Annotated in this window: 1 protein-coding gene and 1 pseudogene; one reads left to right on the top strand and one right to left on the bottom strand. The window is 67.3% G+C overall.

Annotation, left to right across the window (positions count from 1 at the left end; all coding sequences use genetic code 11):
* A partial coding sequence (locus AW272_RS00055) for a tetratricopeptide repeat protein (RefSeq protein ID WP_439649130.1) occupies positions 1 to 388 on the bottom strand: 388 nt, incomplete at its 3' end.
* Positions 389 to 719: 331 nt separating this feature from the next.
* Between AW272_RS00055 and AW272_RS00050 the strand changes: the two are divergent.
* A pseudogene (locus AW272_RS00050) lies at positions 720 to 1,254 on the top strand (IS21 family transposase); the annotation flags it as partial.

Below are 1,254 nucleotides of genomic sequence, written 5' to 3'. Positions count from 1 at the left end.
TAGCGGACTCGGCCAGCAATGCACCTTTGCTGTTGAGCACCTCGGCCTCGCCTTGAAGGTCCCCGACCTGACGAAACAAGTCCAGCGCCCGTTCCAACAGCTCGGCCGCCTCCGCAAAGTCCCCGGTCAGGTGCCGGACGCGGCCCAGATCCTGCAGGGTGTTGGCCTCACCGTGACGGTTGCCGAGGTCCTGGTAGAGCGTCAGCGCCCGCTCATGCAGCTCGGCCGCCTGCGCATAATCCCCGGTCATGGACCGGACGCGGCCCAACTCATGGAGGGCGTTGGCCTTGGCGGTTCGGTCGTTGTGGCGGTGTGCGGTGGTGGCGGCGGTCTCGTGAAGGGTGGCGGCCTGCTGCCAAGGGCCGTCACGGAGGAGGAACGCGGCCATGGCGGCGGTAAGCCCGAGGATGTGCTGGTGCCGGTCCTGGGCAGTGGCGTGGGCGAGGCAGGCCAGCAGGTTGGCGTTGTCGGTGCGCATCTACACCAGAGCGGCAGAGCGGTCAGGTAAGGCCGGTGCGGCCGCAGGTGCCGTGGTGGCCGGTGACAGGCCGGGACGGGTGTAGAGGTTCAGGTTGGTTCTAAGAGGGGTTTCTGGCCCCGCCTTGTGAATTTGGGTGGCCCCACCGTGTAGCGGGGTGGTTACTGTTCAGCGAGATCTGGCCCCACTGTGGTTGTTGCGGTGAGACGCTCGGTGTGCCTGAGTGCACCGAGGAGCGGGTGTGGCGCTGAGCAGGGTGGAACAGTTCGCGGCGATCCGCAGGGACTCGCGGTTGGAAGGCCTGTCGGTCCGGGCGCTGGCCAAGAAGCACGGAGTGCACCGTCGTACAGTGCGCGAAGCGCTGTCGTCGGTGTGGCCGGTCCCGCGGAAGAAGCCGATCCCGCGTGCTTCGCAGCTGGACCGGTTCAAGCCGGTCATCGATCACATCCTTTGGGCTGACCTGACGGCCCCGCGCAAACAGCGGCACACGGTGCGGCGGATCTACACCCGGCTTCTCACCGAGCACGAGATGGAGGCGGTCTCCTACTCCACCGTCTGCAACTACGTCGCCGAACGGCGCCCGCAGATCCTGGCCGAGGCGGGCCGGGCGCCGGCGCGGGAGGTCCCGATCGACCAGGTGCATCGGCCCGGAGTCGAGGCCGAGGTCGACTTCGGGGAGGTGTGGGTGAACCTCGCGGGTGTGATGACCAGCTGCTTTCTGTTCGTGTTCCGGATGTCGTATTCGGGCAAGGCGGTGCATCGCATCACGGTCTCGG

Source organism: Herbidospora mongoliensis, assembly GCF_001570545.1.
In the GTDB taxonomy this organism is placed as follows: Bacteria; Actinomycetota; Actinomycetes; order Streptosporangiales; family Streptosporangiaceae; genus Herbidospora; species Herbidospora mongoliensis.
The sequence above is the reverse complement of the archived record's forward strand: the minus strand, read 5'-3'. Positions and strand labels throughout refer to the sequence as shown.